The sequence below is a fragment of the Lysinibacillus sp. YS11 genome (genome assembly GCF_002896375.1).
Classification (GTDB): domain Bacteria; phylum Bacillota; class Bacilli; order Bacillales_A; family Planococcaceae; genus Lysinibacillus; species Lysinibacillus capsici.
In genome coordinates, this window is record NZ_CP026007.1 from 4038064 (window position 1) to 4054222 (window position 16159).

The following is a 16159-nucleotide window of genomic DNA, read 5'->3' on the forward strand; positions in this document are numbered from 1 at the left end:
CTATCTATCTCTTATTTTATGCCTTAAACATTGAAGTAGCGAGCATCAGGATGAGCAAAAACGATTGCAGATACAGATGCTTCTGGCTCCATCATAAAGCCTTCTGTAAGATGGACGCCAATATCCTCAGGTTTTAACAAGCCGAATAGTTTTTCTTGATCCTCCAAGTTAGGACATGCAGGATATCCGAATGAAAAGCGTTGCCCCTGATATTTTGCAGCAAAACGATCTCTCATAGTGAAATCTGTTGCATCAGGGAAGCCCCATTGGTCACGAATTTCCTGATGCATACGTTCAGCAAAGCCCTCTGCTAATTCTAAAGCAGTAGATTGCAAGGCATGACTTTCAAGGAATTTCCCATCCTCTTTTAACTGGTGAGCTGTAGCCATTACTCCTTGACCTGCTGTTACAACCATAAGCGCAATATAGTCCATTTCACCGCTCTCTACCGTTTTTAAGAAATCTGCAAGACATAAAAATGGTTCCACCTGCTGACGAGGGAAGGTAAAACGTTCAATTTCCGTCTTACTATCAGCTGGATCATACACAACGACATCATCACCATCTGCTTGAGCAGGGAAAAATTGATACAAACCTGATGGCTTTAATAGATCACTTTTCAAATAATCATCTACTAAATCCTTTAGCTCTGTTGCTCTTGAATCACCCGCATCAAGCAATTGCTGAACCTGCCCTTTCAAGCCTAAATGGTGTCCCAATAAAGTACGCATATTAACATAAGGATATAAATGCGATACAGAATAGTCTTTTTTCACATGACGTCGTAAATCAGCTGGTAAAAATACAGGCGCTCCCTTTACTGTTCGTGCGGGCTTTATTGTTACCTCTTTTGCAGGACGAGCAGCTCGTTTTTCATCGGCCTCTAAACGTTTTTGACGGGATTCTTCAATTTCTGCTAAGAATTTTTCACGTGTCCCTTCACCCATTAATAGATTCGCTTGCTCTAAGCCTTGCATAGCATCCTTTGCATAAATAACAGGACCGCCATATTCATCTGCAATTTTTGTTTCAGTAAAACGACGAGAAAGTGCAGCTCCACCAACTAAAATAGGTACATCAATTCCCGCCTCTTTAAAATCCTGAGCAGTAATTACCATCTGTTGCGCTGATTTCACGAGTAAACCTGACAGCCCAATAAAATCTGGTTTTTCCTTACGAATTGCTTCAATCAATTGGGCAGGGGTTACTTTAATGCCCAAATCGACAACCTTATAGCCATTATTACTTAATATAATATCAACAAGGTTTTTCCCAATATCGTGAACATCACCTTTTACCGTAGCAAGGACCATTTTCCCTTTCCCAGCACTCTCTTCATCCTTCTCCATGAATTGCTCTAAATGAGCAACAGCGGCCTTCATCACCCCTGCTGATTGTAAAACCTCTGCTACAATGAGTTGATTATCATTAAATAATCTACCTACCTCAGCCATGCCCTCCATTAAAGGACCATTAATTATATCAAGCGGCGCCTCGAAGATTTCCCGTGCAGCGTCTAAATCCTCAATTAGCCCTTCTTTAGTTCCTTCTAATATATAGTAAGCTAAACGACCTTCAACCGTTTTCGGAATATCGGCTTCCGTTTTTTCCTTCTTTTTATCACGATAAAAATCTGTAAACACTGCTAATGTTTCATCATTTGTATTAAAGAGCAGGTCATTTGCGAGTTTAATTTCCTCTTCCGGTATGGATGCGTAACGCTCCAATTTCTCTGTATTAACAATGGCATAATCTAAGCCTGCCTGTGTACAATGATAGAGGTAGACAGCATTCAGTACTTCACGGCCAACTGGTGGTAAGCCAAATGAAATATTACTTACGCCAAGTACCGTCAATGTCTGCGGCAATTTTTCTTTGATGAGTCGAATGCCTTCAATCGTTTCCAAAGCTGAACCAATATACTGCTCATCGCCCGTTCCTACAGGGAACATTAATGGGTCGAAAATGATATCCTCTGGTGCAATTCCCCATTTCTCCGTTAAAAGTTGATAGGAGCGTTCGGCAATTTCAAGCTTTCGATGACGGTCAACCGCCATTCCCTTTTCATCTATCGTTCCAACAACTAATGATGCACCATATTTTTTCACCAGTGGTAACACTGCATCAAACCGTTCTTCACCATCCTCTAGATTAATAGAGTTAATGATGGCTTTCCCTTGAGAAAACTTTAATGCTTCCTCAATTACTTTTTCATCAGTTGAGTCAATCACAAGAGGCACCTTAACCTTTTTTACAACCTCCTGCATAAATCCACGTATATCGGCTAATTCATCACGATCAGGGTTGGCTAAACAAATATCGATAACATGTGCACCATTTTTAACTTGAGCACGTGCAATCTCTGCGGCCTCCTCAAACTTTCCATCAATGATTAAATTCTTAAATTTACGAGAGCCGATAACATTTGTTCTCTCCCCAATAAATAACGGACGCATAGAATCGTCATACAATAACGGTTCAATTCCTGATACCGCATGACCATGTGTTTTTTCTGGTAATTGACGAGGTTTTTCATCTTTTAAGATCTCACGAATGGCTGCAATATGAGCGGGTGTCGTCCCACAACATCCACCTACAATATTAAGCCAACCCTTTTCTGCAAAACCTTTTAATTTTTGCGATAGCGATTCTGGTGATTCATGATAACACCCTTCTTCATCTGGTAAGCCAGCATTTGGGTAACAGCTAATATAGCCTGTTGAAAGCTCTGCTAATGAACGAATGTGATCCGTCATAAACTCAGGTCCCGTCGCACAGTTTAGGCCAACTGATAATGGTTTAATATGCTCGATCGAAATATAAAAGGCATCAATTGTTTGCCCTGCAAGCGTTGTACCCATCGGTTCTATTGTTCCTGAAATCATGACAGGTAGCTCTTTTCCCGTTGATGCAAAAGCGCGCTTTACGCCAAGTGTGCCTGCTTTGACATTGAGCATATCCTGACTTGTTTCTAATAACAAAACGTCGGCTCCTGCCTCAATTAAAGCTTTTGCCTGTACATAAAAATTTTCCTCTAGCTCTTCAAATGTAATACCACCTGTTACTGATAACGTTTTTGTTGTTGGCCCCATAGCCCCTGCAACAAAACGTGGCCAATCCGATGTGGAATAACGATCCACTGCTTGTCGAGCAATTTCCACTGCACGCTTATTAATTACTTCTGCTTTTGTGCCAAGATCATATTCATTTAACACAAGAGGCGTCCCACCAAATGTATTTGTACAAATAATATCTGCGCCTGCCTCTAAGTATTTATGGTGAATTTTTTCAATAACATCTGGTCTAGTAAGCACAAGATTTTCATTACAGCCATCAAGTTCCTCGCCACCAAAATCCTCTGCTGATAAATTTTCATTTTGTAGCATTGTTCCCATTGCGCCATCAAGAATTAAAATACGTTTCTCTAGTTGCTCTTCAATCGAGTGCTTAGCCATGTATACTTACTCCTTTTTTCTGTTCATCCAATTGCTTTATATATTTCATCAACTCTAGTGTCACATCGTAACGTAAAAATGGTGTAATAAGGTAAATCCCATTGAAATATTGCGTAGCCACTTCTACTAATTCTTTGGCAATAGCAATCCCTTCCAATGTTGCCTTTTCTTTATCTTCTCCACATGCTTTCATTCTTGTTAAGGCATCTTCAGATAATTTGATACCTGGCACTTCATGATGTAAAAATTCAGCGCTTTTATAACTCGTAACAGGCATAATACCGATGTAAATTGGAGCTTGTAAATGCTTTGTTGCCTCATAAATCTCTACAATTTTCTCTATCGTATATACTGGTTGAGAAATGAAGTAGTCTGCCCCATGCTCAATTTTCTTCTCCAAGCGTGTCACAGCACGATCTAACACACGGACGTTTGGATTAAATGCAGCAGCAACTGAAAAATTTGCTTTTTTACGAAGTGGCTTACCTGAGAAAGAGACCCCTTCATTTAATTGCTTAATTAATTGGATTAGCTCCATGGAAGATACATCATAAACACTTGTCGCACCTGGGAAATCTCCTACTTTTGTTGGATCACCCGTAACGGCCAACACATCATGAATACCTAAAGCATTTAACCCCATTAAATGAGATTGTAGACCAATTAAATTACGGTCTCGACATGTAATATGAGTTAGTGGGCGTACACCATGTGAGCTCTTCAACAATGCGCCCATTGCAATATTGCTAATACGTGGAGAGGCCAATGAATTGTCTGCCATCATAACTACATCTGCACCTGCATCATATAATTGCTTTGCTCCTTCAAGGAACCCATCAATCTCTAAATGTCTAGGCGTATCCAACTCTACTATGACAGAGCGTTCACGTTTAACCTTTTCATGAAGAGGCTCATACTTTGTTGGCTCCGCTTCCCGAACAATCTCAATCTTTTTAGGCTTCGCATGCTTCTCCTGAACCGGTGATAACTCTTCTAAATACTTCTTTGCTGCTGTAATATGTTTGGGTGTTGTACCACAGCAGCCCCCTATTAAACGTACACCTTGATCACGCAATTCAACAGCCGCTCGACCAAAATAATCAGCTTCTGATTCATAAACGACACGCCCATCCTCTAAGTCCAGAAGTGATGCATTTGGATAGGCCGACATAAATGCCTTATTAGGAAGTTCTACACCTTCAAATGCCTGAATTGTATGGTGTGGACCTAGTCGACAATTGACACCAACAATATCAGCACCTAGAGCTTCAAGCTCATGGAGAGCATTATTTAAAGACATCCCATTTTGTAGAACACCGGGCTCATGCATAGAAACTTGTGCAATAATCGGCAATTTTGTTTTTTCTCGTAGCATCTTTAAGGTTGCTGTTAATTCTTCAAAATCATAATAAGTTTCAAGTAAAAGGCCATCTGGATTCCCTGCAAGTAAGACGCTTGCTTGTTCTTCAATAGTCGCTAATATTTCATCCAAGGTTGCATCACTTTTACGAATTCCCCGAATACCACCAATTGTTCCTAAAACAAATTGACCGCCATCAGCCGCTGCTCGTTTTGCGATGGTGATAGCAGCTTCATTAAATTGTTGGACACGTGATTCCAATCCATAGCGAGCTAATTTAATGGCATTTGCACCGTACGTATTCGTTTGAATGATGTCAGCACCAGCCGCAATATATTCTCTATGAATCTTTTCAATTAACTCGGGTCTCTGAACATTCATTTCCTCATGGCAATACTCCAATCCATAGCCATATAGCACTGTGCCTATTGCACCGTCTGCCGTCAATACATGCGTTTTTAACCTTTCAAGCAATCCCATAAAATTAGCCTCTCTTCCTATGTCTCTATATAATAAAAAGCCTTCTTTCATAAAAAAAGAAGGCTTTAACGATTCATCATTGTTGTTCCTTCTCATCTTCGACTCAACGGTCTTCTGGATTTAGCACCTGACAATAAAGTTGGTTGCTGAAGCTTCAATGGGCCAGTCCCTCTGCTTCTCTTGATAAGAATTAAGTATGAATTTTTTAAATAATTAAAAGAATCATATCGTTTACTGACGAATGAGTCAAGACTATTTCACATAACAAAGTTTTTTTCCACTTAAAACCTTAGAAATTGGCAAGTTCCTTTGCAAGCTCTTCACCAATTTTTTTCCCGTTTTGAATGCAAGCACCAATACCTACGCCAAAATACGAGCACCCTGCAATCGATAAATTAGGATATTTCTCATGTAATTCTTGTAGTAATCCTTGTAATGCTTCACGATGCGCTAGATCATATTTAGGCATTTGATCAATCCATTTTGTTACATTCACAACGGTTGGCTGCTCCTCTATTCCTAGGCTCTTTCTCACATCTTCTAAAGCAACTGCTGCTAATTCTTCATCCGTCATGGCGCGTAGTTGCTCATAGGCTGGATTGATGCTCTTATAAAAGAGTCGCACAAGTAATTTATTTTCTTTCGATGTATGCTTCCATTTACGACTAGTCCAAGTTGCTGCATTACAAGTTACGTCTGAATTATGGGAAACAATATAGCCCGTTCCATCTGCTGGCAATTTAGCGTCTGGCACATCAAAACCCAAATAGATAGTAATCGCTGACGCTGTCGTAAATTGGTCAAAATAGCGGTTTAAAGATTCATCCTGTAGCAGATTTTGTACAGTTTCGTTCGGTAATGCTAAAACGACATAATCTGACTCAATAATTTCACCATTAGCTAAGGAAATTGTGTAGTTCTTATCTTGTTTTTGAACATTTAGTGTAGTAACACCCTTGATAATTTCTACATCGGATAAGGTTTGTTCAAGTCGATCAATTAAAGAAGATAAACCATTTTTAAAGGATATAAATTTTTTGTTCGCTGCTTTAACAAATTGCTCACGATTCGCATCAAAGCCTTTAATAATACTTCCAAAATCATTCTTATAATCAATTAAATACGGTAAAGTAGAGCCAATAGAAAGCTGATGTAAATCTCCCGAATAAACACCTGCAAGGACTGGTGCAATTTGATTTTTCACCAGTTCCTCTCCTAAATAGTAAGTTAAAAATTCACCGATAGAACTTTCCTTTGTGAAGCCATTGTTTGGCAATGTTAAATCCTTCAACGCTTCTTTTTTCCCTGCTCGGAAATAAGTGTACTTTCCTCTAAGGATGCTACACTCATCGGTATTCCGAAAGTTGAATCTGCCGGAATAGCATGTAACTCATTATTCGTATAAATATAAGAAATACCTGTTTCGTTGTAAACTAATTCCGCCTCAAAATCAAGCTCCTGCACGAGTTCCATAACGCCTTGATGACGGGCTACAATAGAATCAGCACCCGTTTCCATGATGAAACCTTGTTCATGTGCTGAATATAATTTGCCTCCTAAATATGTATTTTTTTCTATAAGCACTAGACGAACATCTAAATTATGTTCCTTCACTTGACGTTGCAAATAATGCATTGTACATAGTCCTGTAATACCGCCGCCTAAAACAACAACTGTTTTCATCATAACCGCCCCTATTATTCATTCTTTCTACAGTATAATCCTTTTTTCATTGAAAATTACGTTAAACCCTTTACAAATTTAGCAAAAATAGAGCTATTTCATCAGTGAAATAGCTCTTACTTTCTGAATCTCTATAAAATTGATTCTCTATAGCGATAACTTCACAACAAACATTTAAATAGGTACTATAGTGTTTATTACGTCTAAAAATATGAAAAATAGAATGTAAATGTTAGTAGTCTATCCTTTTAAATTTTGCGCAAAGCTCGCTAATTTTTCAGCTGAATTTGTTACCTCAGTAAATGAAGTGCCTAATTCACTTAATATGCCTACAATTGCTTGTATTTTTGTTGCCATACACTCATTTTGATCTTTTGCTTCTGTCATGGCTCCCAATATACTCGTAAATTGGCCTTCAGTTTGTAACATATTTTCTTCACCTGCTGCAACTTCATCTTGAATGTTGGTCAAAGAATACTCTAATTTCTCTGTTCGTTCACCTGTCTTTTTCAATAACAAAGCCACCGCTGTAACAGATTCTTTTGTCTGAATTGATAATTTACGTACTTCATCGGCCACTACGCTAAAGCCCTTTCCCGCTTCCCCAGCACGTGCTGCTTCAATTGCAGCATTTAAAGCCAAAAGATTCGTTTGATTCGCAATATTGGTCACAACACTCATAATTGTTTCCATTTCCTTAGACATACCTGATAATTGTTCAATATTCTCTTCTATATCATGAAGAGAATGACTAATATTGAGCATATTTTGTGATTGATTTTTTAAACGCTTGCGACCCTCAAGTGCTTGGTTTTCAGCCAGCGTAGACACATCGAGTGATTTTTTTGCCAAATGTTTAATTTCGTCAGATTGCTTACTTAAGCAGCAAAATGAATTATTGGTTTCCTGCGAGATAGCTGCAAGTGCTTCCGAAGAATCTACAATCTGTCGTTCAATCGCTTCTTTTTCATGAACCATTTTTTCTTTCAGTTGTTCCACAGTGTTTTCAAAAGCTTCTAAAACGAGTTGTTGCTCAAAATTACAAATTTTCGATATAGCTCTGATCGTATTAAATTGATCTTGTGGAAATTCTATATTTTTTTCGACTAAATCAATAAATGATATCGATAAATCTTGGAAAGCGCAGATATACCACTGTGTTCTAAGCCCAATGTGGACATGCACCTTTGCAATTTTTACACGCCTTTGGTAATACATCTCATCAATGGTTCCGTTAAACATTTCAATAATATGTTGCCGTAATGTTACTTTAAGCTTTTCTACAGAACTATGATGACTGATAATATCTACCAAATGATGCTCTGTTCCAATCATGTTGTAAAAACGGTTTACGATGTGATCTACATTATCCATAACTATTGGCTGGAAAGCTTTTAAATATTGTAAGTCGTTCTTCGTTAAGTTCAGCATTTCAATTTGCTTCGCCATCGATTGACGAGAGGACAAATCCATTTTCACTGTGTATTGCTGTAAATCCAATACCTTCGTCTTTCTTTGTTTTTGAAAAATCACACATCTTCCCTCTTTCATTCCGTTTACTTTCATCAGGCTGAGAAACATCAAATCCCTTTTAACATATTGATGGATACACGAAAAAATACCGATAAAATCTGATTAGTCAGATTTAATGGTTACATTCGATAGCGCAATTCCGTATGACAAACTTCCTCCAAAAGTATGTCGGGTACCCATTTGCTCAATTTATCCTAAGGTCATTTGCTCTCAGCAAACAGATATAGTCCCTACATGACTAACAGTAAATTATTTACGTATGCTTCTTTTCAAAATCACTCATTTACATTAATCATTTTATAAATGACTGTCAATCTTATTAATACCATTATTTTACACAAAATGTATAAAAAGTCCTTGTTGTTAAATAAAGCGTAATAAACTATAAAAAAGCTACCACAATATTATTGGGTAGCTTTTTTAACTATTTTTTTGTTTATTATGCTTACTTGCTTTATATTTATTCTACTTTTTTATCGATCATCTTCAAATTTCACTATACTAATATTTTTTATCCTCAATCATGATCTATCTAAATACTCGTAAACAGCAGTCTATTTTAGACCAAAATACCCTCATACCGTAGCAACATAAACGATTCTAAAAGCCTATGTTTTTTTAACACTAAATTTACAATCCTTTAAGTTCCTGTAATATTTTAGCCGCTTCTTCGGATCCTGCATCTGCCGCGAGTCCATACCATTTAATAGCTTCTTTCAGATTTCTATCTAACCCTGTATCTTTATTAAAAATATGCCCCAACTGTAGCTTGGCTTCCACATCTCCTTGAAGTGCAGCCTGCTTAAACCAATGAATACCTTTTTCGAGATTGCGTATTCCTGCCAGACCATTACTCCATATATAACCTAAATCATAAAAGGCGTCTACATGATATTGCTCCGCAGCTCTTTCATACCAAAACAGACCACGATTGACATCTTTCGCTTGGCCTAAGCGCCCCTCTAAATAAATTCCACCAAGTCGATATTGTGCTTCCACATACCCTGCCTCAGCTGATTTTTTATAGGCGTTAAAAGCTTCTTTCTCATCTACCTCAACGCCTAACCCCTGCTCATAAATTATTCCTAACGTAAACATTGCCTCTGCCACATTCTTTTGTGCAGCATAATCAAACCATTTTTTTGCTAATGTATAATTCGTTGCTACGCCCTCGCCATTAAAGTACATATCTGCTAAATTATTGGCAGCATCCGCATGTCCCTGCAAAGCTGCTTTTTCATAGTATGAAAAGGCAAGGGAATAATTTTCCTCCATACCTATGCCCCCAAAGCAAAAATTCCCAAGCATATATTGAGCATCTGCATTTCCCTGGGCAGCGGCTAGCTCAAACCATTTCAATGATTTTTCAGGTTGAAAATGTTTACCCTCTCTAGAATTATAGTATTCACCCAGTTGATATTGGGCATCCCCATCCTGCTCTTCAACCGCTTCTTTATACAAATCAATAATGAGCTCATGATCTAAGTCCTCTTCATCTAGAGCAGCAACTTGTTCATCTTGATGGCGAAAATACCACTCTACAATATCAAGCACATCATCTACTACTTCTATACTGTTTTTTAACTTTTCTAGCGAAGAAATTTGCCAAATGAGTATATAGATAGGCTGTGGAATGGCATCGCGCAAGACATCATCATATTCTGCCAACAGCGTTAATACATTCTCCTGTATCGATTGAGATTGCACTGTATGGACAATCTGTAAATGACGTTGTTGCTGTTCTTTTAATAACCCTCGTACTACTTGATACAGTATTTTCTGCAAGGCTGTTAGGTTAACTTCAGCGAATGTAAGTAATTTTATATTTTGAGCAAACCACTGATCTTGAGTTTGTGTAAGATTTTGTAGGGAAATTATTCGTTCTTTATTTCGCTTGGCTAAAATTTGCTCGTACATTATTTTCCTCCCTTGCACACTATGTAAAAAAACTGCCTTACCACTATTATATGGAAGACAGTTGAAGTTTGGTTACACATATGCTCTCAATAGTAAGCCTACGAATAGCGTAATAATTAAAAATACTGTGACATGGGTCCATTTATACATGGCTAATAAACCTATAAATTCTCGTGTGAATGCATTAGGAACATAGTAAAAAGCAGTTTTTGAGCCAATCCCCTCGGCATCTAATGCTGCTTTCCTAGCATAAATACTTGCGCGAAACACATGGAAATTATTCGTAACAAAAATGGAACGATAGTTCTCTCCATGAGAATGGTGGTCCATTATTTGCTTTGAAAAGATCATATTTTGTTCTGTATTGGCTGAACAATCCTCCATTATTATCTTGTCAGTCGGAATATGATGTACTTCTATTAGGTATTGTTTCATTGCATATGCTTCTGATACCTTTTCATCATTCCCTTGACCACCAGAGACAATGATATAAGGCTTCATCTCATATTTTATATATCGCTTTACTGCTTCATCTAAACGGCTTGCTAAAAGTGGAGGTACTCTATCGCCAATTAATCCTGAACCTAATGCAATAATGTAATTTGGTTTATAACGTATTGGTGTAAGAAGATACAATATTGAATAAGCAAGGACACTAGTGTATAAGAACATTGTATAACCAAAAATCAAAAACGCATAGAAGAAAAGAATATGCCAAAATACATTTTCAATTTCAATAAAAATGACGAATACATACCATAACATCATAATAACAAAACTTAGCCCTAATATGGCTAACATTAAGTTACGGAATTTGCGTCCTTCCTTTTCCAATAATACTTTACTATTGAAAAACATGGCTATTGATAAAATAAACATAATACTTGGAAAGCTTCCTAATATAATGAATATCCCCATTTCAGAAATAATCCCCTGATCATTTGGTAGCAATAAAGGATAATGAATAATAAACGCTCTGACAATATATATCCCTATCACGCCAAGGGCTACAACGTTGAGAAAGCGCCTTTTTTCTGTTAGGTACAAAATGATAAAAATGGTAAGGAAGATTGATAAAGTTAGTAGCATTTTTTCACTCCTTCCTATTGCATAATTTCTACAATCATTACATCTGCCACTATTTGTCCATATTTTTTGATATAGCTTAATTTTTGAAAGCGTTTGTTTTATTTTTTAATATAGTTCATGTAATATTACTATATAAGAACTAGTTTATGATTAGATTAAAAATTATATTGGAGGAATGTATGTAATGAAAAAAATTCTTGCCGCTCTTTTTGCAGCGACACTGATATTTTCGACTGTTGGTGCAACATTATTTATTTCTGATACGCCAACGGCAGAAGCTAAATCCTATAAATCGGGTAAAAAAGGCTTCTCTAACAATAATAATAGCTCGAATATCCAAAAATCGGATACTACTAAAGATCAAAACAATGCAACAACAAATAAAAACAACTCAACATCTACTAATAAAGCAGATACTACTAAAAAAGGTGGTTTTTTCTCAGGTGGTCTGATGAAAGGATTAATGCTTGGCGGACTTGCTGGATTATTATTCGGTAGTCTATTTAGCGGTATGGGTATACTGGGGAATATTTTAGGTTTACTTATTAATGTGGCAGCAATTGTTGTTATTGTGATGCTTGTTGTGAAGATAATAAATATGTTTAAAGATAAAAAGCGCAAAGAGGAAGCACAATGGCACAAATAATCAACGAACAAGATATTATTAATGCTATTTGTTTATCTCAAGCCTACTATCAAAACATTCGCCCTGAGGATGTTCTTGTTGAATTAACTTACGAGGATAATGCAGGTTTTGGTGCAGAGGTCGAAGTCAACGGTCAAATCGAGGTGCTTAATACAGCAGCCATGATTGGTGCCTTACGTGTTTGGATCAAGGATGTTCTACACGGTGATCCATTCTCGACAGGGATTGAACTAGTTTTAGATGACGAAGAAGGCATTATTGCCAAACTATCATAAAAAAATAGCAGTACAATGAATCGTCCAAAAAATTCATTGTACTGCTATTCTACTTTTTCAAACGTTTTTTAACCTCTTCTTTTTCTTCTTCATTCAGAGAAAAATCTACGATAGAGCGTCCCAGCATTAATAACATGATAAACATTACTCCTGTACCAACAATTAAATAAATCATTGTAAATACTTTAGAATAAGCCGTTGTTGGATATAGTCCTGTTTCGACTCCAGTTGGAATTAAGCTCACTACAGCAAAATACATGGCATCCAACCAGTACCATCCTTCTGTCCCCTTGTAGAATAGAGTTCCTGATAGAATGATTAAAAATAGTGTAGTAAATAATGATAGGAACTGTGGACGTTTAAAGGACCTCCACAGTCCTTTTCCTAATCTTTTAGCAGATAATATAAATGACAGCATCCCATTCTCCTTTATTTAGATAGACTATACTTCGTTTTTTACGAAAACATCAAAAGGTAGAGGAGAAAATCCCCCTACCTTTTAATGATTATTGAATGAGTAGCTGACTAAGATTGGTAAATATTTTAGCTGCTTGACCTCTTGTTGTGACAGCCTCAGGTGAAAATTTCCCTCCATCCCCTGTCACGATTCCTAATTCATACAGCATTGTGATTGCACGTTTGGTTTCTGCATTATATGAAGCGACATCTACAAATGGCACATCGCCTTTTGCAATATACGGCTGATTAGATTGCTGTTCATAGGCGCGATGAATCATTAAAGCTAATTGAGCGCGTGTCACAGGGTGTCCAGGCTTAAATTTTCCATCTGTTCCTTTAATAAGACCATGTACATATGCTGCCGCAATTTCTGCCTGTGTTGCTGCATCATAATTTTCGATATCAGTAAATGGTGCTTTTTCTTCTGTAGTTAAGCCAAGGCTTCTTACAAGAATAGCTGCAGCTTGGGCACGTGTTACACTACTCTCAGGTCTAAATGTCCCATCAGTATAGCCGTTCATTATACCTATATTTGCAGCTGTTTGAATATAATCTTTTGCCCAATGATTCTGTGTATCTGTAAAGCTAACTGTTCCTTTCGTAGTGAAAGTTACTGTAGGATTTTGAACACTTTCATTACCAGCAGCATCAATTGCTTTGATAGATACATTGTAGGTTGTATTTTCTGTTAAATCTTTGAGCGTAATTGTAGTAGTGTCAGCATTTAATGTTGAAGTTAATTTTCCATTCACATAGACAAGGTAATTTGCTACGCCTACATTATCTGTCGCTTCTTGCCAGCTAACCTTAACAGTTGTACGATCTTTTACCTCTACTCCAATAGCCTGCGTGACATCCCATAAAGAGCTTGTTTTAATGATTGGTAAAAATGCTTCATTTGCTACTGCTAAATAACCAGCTTCACTTAAATGAATATTTTCAGGGTTTGGTAGATAGTTGGCAACATCCTTTGCAACAACATCATATGTAGGAACAAAAATAGCGCCCGCTTTTTCAGTAGTTGTTTTAATTGTTGCATTCAATGTAGCTAATAACAAATTAAATTGTTTTTGTAAGTTCTCACTATAGTATGGGAAGGAATTATAATAGCCCATTACATATACTTCAGCTTGTGGATTAATCTTTTTGATTTCAGATAGAATAGTAGCAATGTTCGATACAGCTTCTTTAGTAGCTTTTATGATAGCCACAGTGTCAATTCCCGTTGCTTGAGATTCTTTTAATATTGGCAATAGATCATTTGCCCCAGCTGTTAATGTGATGATTTCAGCTTCTTTAATAGAAGCCCGTAACTTTGCCTGTTCGTCTGTATAGCCAAAACCAGTCACTGTTTTTGCAACATCATTTTGTAGATCAGCTAAAACATTTTTAGTTGTGTAGCCTGACATAGCAAAGCCCTTATTAAAGGAAGTAAGGAAGCCGTCTTGCTGTAATGCCTGTGCAATAAAATCGGTATAGCCTAATCCAATTACACCTACTTCATTCATCCCATGTGCTAATGAATCACCAAGTGCCACATAATCGGTTTGTACAACCCAACTTGGTGCTATATGGTCACCCTGTCCTTCTTCTGCACTAGCTGCTACAGGTATAGCTAATTGCAAAGCCAATACACTTGAAGCTAAAAAACGAAATTTCTTTGATAATCGCATTTACTCTCTCCTCTACTTATAAAATAGTCGTTATTTTCACTATTTTACTAGAGGAACGATAAAAATAGGTTAAATTACAACAATCTTTTTGAAACATTTCATTTTTTATCTAATCAACCTGTATCTTTCCATAAATCCCACCACCACCAACTTCAATGGCTAATTGACCCGTTCTCGCTAAATCGATTAAATGGGCTAGTTTATGTGGCACAATTTGTTCAAGCTGGTCGATTGTTACACGATGCAAAATATTCATTTCTGTACCAAATGCTTCGATTAAACGTTCCATCATTTTAGGACCAATACCTGGAATGAAATCAAGTGGTATCTGATGAATATAAGGTGGTCTATTTCGTTTATTGGGAAAGTCTTCAGATAGCTCCTGTATACGGGTAGCTACTCCCTTTATAATTTGAGTACTCCCACATTCTGTACAAATGGTAGCCTCTTTACTTAGCTGTTGACTACATTTTGCACAAACTGTTTGATGATATTTGCCAAGCAAAGGGTTTAGGCCATAATTGGCTATTACCGCTCGTCCCTCTTGCTCATGCAGGGCCATTTTTAATTCTGTAAAATTCGCTTCTGCTAATCGTAACTTTTGATACTCTCGTGCTAATTTCCCAAGCGAATGTGCATCAGAATTGCTAACGAATGTATATGCTTGTAATTCTTTAATATGACTTACCATATTTGTATCAGAGCTTAAACCTAATTCAATACCATCAATAAGCTGCGGATCAAAGACTTCAGTTAAACTTCGACGAACCCCTTTGCCAAACAAGCTTTTAAATGGTGTAAATACATGTGCAGGAATAAAAATACCTCCCAATTCATGCACCTTTTGCTGCAAGGTCTGACCATCACAATAAATACGCTGTGAACTTAAATGGATATTCTTCATATGTTGTGACATCCATTCTGAGAACAGTTTCATGAGCTCTAGTGTAGGAAAGTAAGCAAGCACATGAATTGGACCCTGACAATGTTGATCATAAATTTCGATCTCTGATCCGGGAATCAAAGTCGTTTCCTGAAATCGCAGACCACCTTCTTTAAGTTCTTGCAGTTCTCCGTGTTCAATCATCCTCAACATTTCTTCGATTACTTCAGGTGAGTGACAGTCAATGACCCCAATGATGTCTAATCCCTTTCTTGCACTAGCCGTCTCTAAAATTCGTGCTAATGTTAACGTTTTACTGCCAGTAATTTTCACTGCCCTTCCATTAGAAGTACGTCCAATATGAATATGTAAATCAGCATAGAATTCATTCAATTCAAACACTCCTTTAAATACATTCTATAAAACGAAAATACCTTACATTACTGCAAGGCATTTCTCACTTCATTATGATGGATGATTTGTAGTAGTGCTATTATTTGACTCAAAAGCGCCGGAACCGTGTGATGGTGTGGAGGAAGCATCATAGGCAACTAATGTTACACCAATCTTTTCTTCAAGCTCATTAATTTTTTCTAGTTGCTGCGGGTCTAATTGTGCAAACTTAATTTCTTTCATGGTCATCAATCCTTTCAATTATACAATTCCCCGAAATATAGAAAATATACTCCTTCGCATAATTGTGGAA

The 16159-nt window shown here is 37.1% G+C and carries 11 protein-coding genes, 1 pseudogene and 1 riboswitch; of the genes and pseudogenes, 2 read left to right on the forward strand and 10 right to left on the reverse strand.

Features of this window, described 5'->3' with window-relative positions; all coding sequences use genetic code 11:
- Positions 1–23: 23 nt before the first annotated feature.
- From metH to LBYS11_RS20285, 6 genes and pseudogenes are all read right to left on the reverse strand, one after another.
- A complete protein-coding gene (gene metH, locus LBYS11_RS20260; RefSeq protein WP_103118871.1) occupies positions 24–3455 on the reverse strand; it encodes a methionine synthase in 3432 nt (1143 codons plus the stop codon).
- Entirely contained in the window at positions 3448–5295 is a 1848-nt protein-coding gene (locus LBYS11_RS20265) for a bifunctional homocysteine S-methyltransferase/methylenetetrahydrofolate reductase (RefSeq protein ID WP_103119111.1), read from the reverse strand. Before LBYS11_RS20265 ends, metH begins: the two co-directional genes overlap by 8 nt.
- 89 nt (positions 5296–5384) lie before the next feature.
- Positions 5385–5485: riboswitch (SAM riboswitch) on the reverse strand.
- 99 nt (positions 5486–5584) lie between these two features.
- Positions 5585–6978: pseudogene (locus tag LBYS11_RS20270) on the reverse strand (protoporphyrinogen oxidase).
- A gap of 240 nt (positions 6979–7218) precedes the next feature.
- Positions 7219–8511 (reverse strand): globin-coupled sensor protein, encoded by a 1293-nt coding sequence (locus LBYS11_RS20275; protein ID WP_054548863.1) that lies wholly within the window; start codon positions 8509–8511, stop codon positions 7219–7221.
- A 630-nt stretch (positions 8512–9141) separates the two neighbouring features.
- Entirely contained in the window at positions 9142–10428 is a 1287-nt protein-coding gene (locus LBYS11_RS20280) for a tetratricopeptide repeat protein (protein WP_066038129.1), read from the reverse strand.
- A gap of 72 nt (positions 10429–10500) precedes the next feature.
- Positions 10501–11517, reverse strand: coding sequence for a YdcF family protein (locus LBYS11_RS20285; protein WP_103118872.1), 1017 nt, complete (start codon positions 11515–11517; stop codon positions 10501–10503).
- A gap of 184 nt (positions 11518–11701) precedes the next feature.
- Between LBYS11_RS20285 and LBYS11_RS20290 the strand changes: the two genes are divergently transcribed.
- A complete protein-coding gene (locus tag LBYS11_RS20290) occupies positions 11702–12163 on the forward strand; it encodes a hypothetical protein (RefSeq protein ID WP_048394976.1) in 462 nt (153 codons plus the stop codon).
- Positions 12151–12438 carry a DUF2653 family protein gene (locus LBYS11_RS20295; RefSeq protein ID WP_103118873.1) on the forward strand — a complete coding sequence of 96 codons (288 nt, stop codon included), beginning with the start codon at positions 12151–12153 and terminating at the stop codon, positions 12436–12438. Before LBYS11_RS20290 ends, LBYS11_RS20295 begins: the two co-directional genes overlap by 13 nt.
- A gap of 49 nt (positions 12439–12487) precedes the next feature.
- Here LBYS11_RS20295 and LBYS11_RS20300 read toward each other — a convergent pair whose 3' ends face one another.
- The 4 genes from LBYS11_RS20300 to LBYS11_RS20315 all read right to left on the reverse strand — a co-directional run bounded on the left by LBYS11_RS20300 (position 12488) and on the right by LBYS11_RS20315 (position 16089).
- On the reverse strand, positions 12488–12856 hold the full coding sequence (locus LBYS11_RS20300) for an ion channel (protein WP_048394973.1): 369 nt from the start codon (positions 12854–12856) through the stop codon (positions 12488–12490).
- A gap of 88 nt (positions 12857–12944) precedes the next feature.
- Positions 12945–14570, reverse strand: coding sequence for an S-layer homology domain-containing protein (locus LBYS11_RS20305; protein WP_103118874.1), 1626 nt, complete (start codon positions 14568–14570; stop codon positions 12945–12947).
- A gap of 109 nt (positions 14571–14679) precedes the next feature.
- Positions 14680–15846 (reverse strand): endonuclease Q family protein, encoded by a 1167-nt coding sequence (locus LBYS11_RS20310; RefSeq protein ID WP_103118875.1) that lies wholly within the window; start codon positions 15844–15846, stop codon positions 14680–14682.
- A gap of 72 nt (positions 15847–15918) precedes the next feature.
- The gene (locus tag LBYS11_RS20315) at positions 15919–16089 is read right to left on the reverse strand and encodes a hypothetical protein (protein WP_175400775.1); all 171 of its coding nucleotides are present in this window, start codon (positions 16087–16089) and stop codon (positions 15919–15921) included.
- Between the last annotated feature and the right edge of the window lie 70 nt (positions 16090–16159).

Bases quoted from the DNA above. Each gene is read 5' to 3' on its own strand.
- LBYS11_RS20290 (WP_048394976.1), top strand. From the start codon at position 11,702: ATGAAAAAAATTCTTGCCGCTCTTTTTGCAGCGACACTGATATTTTCG.
- metH (WP_103118871.1), bottom strand. From the start codon at position 3,455: ATGGCTAAGCACTCGATTGAAGAGCAACTAGAGAAACGTATTTTAATT.
- LBYS11_RS20295 (WP_103118873.1), top strand. From the start codon at position 12,151: ATGGCACAAATAATCAACGAACAAGATATTATTAATGCTATTTGTTTA.
- LBYS11_RS20285 (WP_103118872.1), bottom strand. From the start codon at position 11,517: ATGCTACTAACTTTATCAATCTTCCTTACCATTTTTATCATTTTGTAC.
- LBYS11_RS20315 (WP_175400775.1), bottom strand. From the start codon at position 16,089: ATGAAAGAAATTAAGTTTGCACAATTAGACCCGCAGCAACTAGAAAAA.
- LBYS11_RS20280 (WP_066038129.1), bottom strand. From the start codon at position 10,428: ATGTACGAGCAAATTTTAGCCAAGCGAAATAAAGAACGAATAATTTCC.
- LBYS11_RS20300 (WP_048394973.1), bottom strand. From the start codon at position 12,856: ATGCTGTCATTTATATTATCTGCTAAAAGATTAGGAAAAGGACTGTGG.
- LBYS11_RS20305 (WP_103118874.1), bottom strand. From the start codon at position 14,570: ATGCGATTATCAAAGAAATTTCGTTTTTTAGCTTCAAGTGTATTGGCT.
- LBYS11_RS20265 (WP_103119111.1), bottom strand. From the start codon at position 5,295: ATGGGATTGCTTGAAAGGTTAAAAACGCATGTATTGACGGCAGACGGT.